This is a genomic window from Chitinimonas sp. (assembly GCF_041904975.1).
In the GTDB taxonomy this organism is placed as follows: domain Bacteria; phylum Pseudomonadota; class Gammaproteobacteria; order Burkholderiales; family Chitinimonadaceae; genus Chitinimonas.
In genome coordinates this window covers 1-4,148 of record NZ_JAYRLZ010000336.1, presented here as the reverse complement: position 1 = coordinate 4,148, position 4,148 = coordinate 1, and the positions used below count along the sequence as shown (strand labels likewise).

At 58.1% G+C, this 4,148-nt stretch carries 6 protein-coding genes; all 6 read left to right on the top strand.

The features are described 5' to 3' along the window. Positions 1 to 397 (top strand): hypothetical protein (locus ACE3OH_RS20305; RefSeq protein WP_374357420.1); only part of this gene is annotated, 397 nt, incomplete at its 5' end. Positions 398 to 420: 23 nt separating this feature from the next. Continuing rightward, on the top strand, positions 421 to 1,080 hold the full coding sequence (locus ACE3OH_RS20300) for a Crp/Fnr family transcriptional regulator (protein WP_374357418.1): 660 nt from the start codon (positions 421 to 423) through the stop codon (positions 1,078 to 1,080). Positions 1,081 to 1,167: 87 nt separating this feature from the next. Further along, a complete protein-coding gene (locus ACE3OH_RS20295) occupies positions 1,168 to 1,674 on the top strand; it encodes a glycine zipper 2TM domain-containing protein (RefSeq protein ID WP_374357416.1) in 507 nt (168 codons plus the stop codon). A 90-nt stretch (positions 1,675 to 1,764) separates the two neighbouring features. Next, entirely contained in the window at positions 1,765 to 2,001 is a 237-nt protein-coding gene (locus ACE3OH_RS20290) for a PepSY domain-containing protein (protein WP_374357414.1), read from the top strand. Between the two features lie 99 nt (positions 2,002 to 2,100). Beyond that, a complete protein-coding gene (locus ACE3OH_RS20285; RefSeq protein WP_374357412.1) occupies positions 2,101 to 2,775 on the top strand; it encodes a response regulator transcription factor in 675 nt (224 codons plus the stop codon). After that, positions 2,772 to 4,121, top strand: a complete 1,350-nt coding sequence (locus ACE3OH_RS20280) for an ATP-binding protein (RefSeq protein WP_374357410.1) — start codon at positions 2,772 to 2,774, stop codon at positions 4,119 to 4,121. Before ACE3OH_RS20285 ends, ACE3OH_RS20280 begins: the two co-directional genes overlap by 4 nt. The last annotated feature ends 27 nt before the right edge of the window (positions 4,122 to 4,148 follow it).

Genomic DNA, 4,148 nt, shown 5'->3' with positions numbered 1-4,148 from the left:
CATGATGATTTCTCGATTGATGCTGATTGCCGCGTTGCTGGTCAGCCTCACGGCATGCGACAGATTGAACGAGCTGGCCAATCAGGCCAAGCTCAACGGCAGAGCAGTGGGTGCTGCCTGCCGCCATAGCGGCAGGGCACTCGAGGACTGCTTCCAGCGAAATTCCCGGATTCCGAAGGCTGACATCTATGCCGGATGGCGCGAGATGAACGAGTATATGGGGAAGAACAAAATTGAAGTGGTCCCGCCTCCGCCTGACAAAATCCCGGAAAAAAAGAGTAAGGTAGCGACGGTTGAGATTGGCGGCGGTACCGAGGAGGGGAGCGCCAAGGAATCAACCGAGGGTGCTTCACCATCCGCAGATAAACCCGTTGAAGCCGCTAAACCGGCGGCCTAACCCAGACGGCAGTGCATTCGAATATGTCCATGATCTCAACGCTTAAACAGATCCCTTTGTTTTCAGGCCTTTCTGACCAGGAGTTGGCACATGTAGAGGCTTCGGCAACCGCCAAGACTTATGCCAAAGGTACGGTCATCATCAATGAGGGCGATGCAGGTAGTTCCATGTTCCTGGTGATGCATGGAAAAGTGAAAGTGTATGTAAGCGATGCCAGCGGTAAAGAGTACATCCTCGCCATCCTGGGGCCGGGCGAATACGTGGGCGAACTGGCATTGCTCGACGATGAGCCGCGAACCGCATCGGTTGAAACTGAAGACCAAAGTACCTTCCTGGTGATCCAGAAAGATGATTTCCTTTCTCTGCTACATGATCATCCGCCCATCCAGCGCAAGCTGTTGCTCAATCTGGCGCGGAGAAGCCGCAGTTTGACCGAGGCAGTAAAGAACCTCGCGTTGAAAGATGTCTACAGTCGGGTTCGCTTATTGTTTGAAGATCTTGCGGTTGAGCGCGATGGACAAATTCTCATCGAAGAACCCATGACGCAACAGGCCATTGCGGATCGTGTAGGTTCATCGCGTGAAATGGTCGCGCGCATCATGAAAGAGCTGGTGTTCGGGGGCTACGTACGGATCGACAATCGTCGGCTGGTCATCCTGCAAAAATTCCCGGATGCTTTCTGAGGCGCGCCGCCTCGTGCTTTAGGCAATTCAGTTTCGGTTCATCTCCTGGTCTGCAAAATCGGCACTGTCGACTCAAGGAGGTACATCATGAAACGCATCGCAATTTCCGGTTTTCTGTTCATCGCCGCATTGGCCAATGCCGCCAGCTTTACCGACTACGCAACCGTGCGCAGTGTGGTACCTCAGTATGATCGGGTGAGTACACCACGCAAGGAATGCTCGACCGAAGTAGTGACTGAAACGCGCAGAGTCGGCGACCAGAGAAGCTACGGTGGCGCCGTTATTGGCGGTATTGCCGGCGCACTGCTTGGAAACCGTGTCGGCGGCGGACACGGAAAGGAAGCGGCCACTGCAGCGGGCGCTGTGATTGGCGCCTTGGCTGGTGATAATATCGACAACCGGGATCGCGTCGTCCGCGAAGAGGAAGTGCCGCGCGAAATCCAGCGGTGCCGTACGGTGGATGACTGGCAAGAGCGCGTGACCGGCTATCGTGTCACCTACGAGTACCAGGGGCAACGCTACACTACCATCTTGCCGAATGATCCCGGCCACCGCTTGCCGGTGCGGGTGTCAGTCGACCCGGTTGCACAATAAACCTGCCCATGGTCTCGGTTGGTGCAATCGCTTTGCCGCTTGGTCGCCTGTAATTTGACCGTTTGCCTTGCACCAATTTCCGAGATTTTTATGAATATGCTGCTGACCTGGCTGTCTTGCCTGGCCTTGTTGATATCTGTTGACGCCTATGCCAAAACGAGCCGCGACGATGCGGCGGCAATTGCGCAGCGTCTCACTGGTGGGCGCGTACTGTCGGTAGACCGGGCTGAGCGCGATGGCCATGAGGTGTGGCGCATCAAGGTGGTTACTCCGCAGGGCGAAGTGCGCATCGTGCTGATCGACGCCGAGTCCGGCAAGCCTCTCTAGTCTTGGCCTTAGCTGCTATTGGATTGCTCCCGCGTCGCCATGTCAGCCGGTCGCTATCCGGTCGCTTGGGCGCCGGTATGAGTTAAAGGTTGATAGGAAATGCGACTGCTGTTGATTGAAGATGAAGCACCCATTCGCAGTCATCTGAAGCGCCAGCTCGAAGCGGATGGTTATCGGGTCGACGAGGCTGCAGATGGCGAGGATGGCCTGTTCCAGGCCAGCGAATACCCGATCGATCTGGCCATTGTCGACTTGGGATTGCCGCGTATGAGCGGGCTGGCCGTGGTGCAAAAGCTGCGCGCCCAGGGGAAGACCTTGCCGATTCTGATTCTGACTGCCAGAAGCAGCTGGCAGGACAAGGTGCAAGGGCTGGAGGCTGGGGCGGATGATTACCTGGTCAAACCATTTGAATACCCGGAATTGGCCGCACGGGTGAAAGCCTTGCTACGACGGGCATTGAAAGCGACTTCCGATACCCTGGTATTTGGCCCGGTGGCAATCGACTTTTCAGCGCAACATGTGCATCTGCATGGCCAGCCGGCCGAATTGACCACGTTTGAGTATCGCATGCTCGAATTGCTGATACGCGAGCGAGCTCGTGTGGTCAGCAAGCAGGAATTGTCCGACTATCTCTATCCCCATGATGAAGACCGTGACAGCAATGTGCTGGAGGTGCTGATCGGGCGTTTGCGTCGCAAGCTTGATCCGGATGGGACGCTCGCTCCCATCGAGACCCTGCGTGGCCGCGGCTATCGCTTTGTGCTGAGTGAATGACACTGTTCCGGCACCTTGGAGCCCGTTCCATCCGTACGCGACTGCTGGTCGGTGCCGCCATCGTGTTGGCTGCCTTCCTGGCTGGCGCCGGTTTTGCGCTGGAGCGCGCATTTGCCGACTATGCGCGTGAGGCCCGATTTGCCCGCTTGAAAAGCACCGTGTTCTTGTTGATGGCGGCAGCTGAACTGGATGGCGATGGCGCCTTGATCATGCCGCGCAATCCGCTCGATGCGCGGCTGTCTCTGCCCAAATCCGGTTTGTACGCGAACATCTCCAATGTAAGCAAAAAGGAAGAATGGGAGTCTGGCTCCACGCTAGGCTTGCAACTGCCATTCCGGCGCAAGGTATCCAATGTTGGCGAGTTCCAGATCGGCGAGCCGATCATGGGACATGAACAGTTCTTCTCGGTCGCCTATGGCGTAAATTGGGTGGCTGGCTCACGGCCTCAGCCATTGGTGTTTTCGGTGCTGGAGAGCAACACCGAGTTTCGTATCGAGCTGACTCGCTTCAGGAATACGCTGTGGCTATGGCTTGGAGGAGCGGCAGTGTTGCTCCTGATAGCCCAAACCTGGCTACTCGGCTGGGGCCTGCGGCCACTTCGCAGGGTGGCGAAAGAAATTTCCGGGATCGAGGAGGGCCGGCAACATCGCATTGCCGGCGAGTACCCGATTGAGCTGGCAGGCCTTACCAATAACCTGAACACACTGATTGAACAGGAGCGGGCGCGGCAAACGCGCTACAAGGATGCGCTAGGCGATTTGGCGCATAGCCTCAAGACGCCGCTGGCGGTGCTGAGAAGCGCCATGGCCGATCAAGCTGGGCTCGCCGCTGTCGTCAACGAACAGGTATCGCGCATGGATCGCATCGTCCAGCATCAGTTGGGCCGCGCCGCGGCGAGCGGTGCCAGTCGCTTTGCGCCTGCGCTGCCCTTGCGACCAGTGTTTGAGCGTATCAGCGGCGGCTTGGCGAAAGTGTATGCCGAGCGCCAGCTGAGCATCGAGCTTGATTGTGCTGCTGACTTGGCCTGGCGCCTGGATGAGGGCGATGCCTTCGAGATGTTCGGCAACTTGCTCGACAACGCGTGCAAATGGGCCTCCCGCCAGGTTAGGGTGGTGGCAGGCATTCAAGGCAAGACCCTGACCGTCCGCATCGAGGACGATGGCCCCGGATTCAGCGATCCGGAAGCCGCCCTGCAGCGTGGGGTGCGGCTGGACGAGCGCGTGCCGGGCCATGGGATCGGACTGGCGGTGGTGGCAGATATCGTGTCGGCGCATGGCGGCCATATCGAGATCGCGCAGCGTACATCGGGCGGCGCCAGCATCAGCCTGACGCTTCCGGCAGGTTGACAAGCAACAGCCCGGGTGCCTGCCCAG

Bases quoted from the DNA above. Each gene is read 5' to 3' on its own strand.
- ACE3OH_RS20300 (WP_374357418.1), top strand. From the start codon at position 421: ATGTCCATGATCTCAACGCTTAAACAGATCCCTTTGTTTTCAGGCCTT.
- ACE3OH_RS20295 (WP_374357416.1), top strand. From the start codon at position 1,168: ATGAAACGCATCGCAATTTCCGGTTTTCTGTTCATCGCCGCATTGGCC.
- ACE3OH_RS20290 (WP_374357414.1), top strand. From the start codon at position 1,765: ATGAATATGCTGCTGACCTGGCTGTCTTGCCTGGCCTTGTTGATATCT.
- ACE3OH_RS20285 (WP_374357412.1), top strand. From the start codon at position 2,101: ATGCGACTGCTGTTGATTGAAGATGAAGCACCCATTCGCAGTCATCTG.
- ACE3OH_RS20280 (WP_374357410.1), top strand. From the start codon at position 2,772: ATGACACTGTTCCGGCACCTTGGAGCCCGTTCCATCCGTACGCGACTG.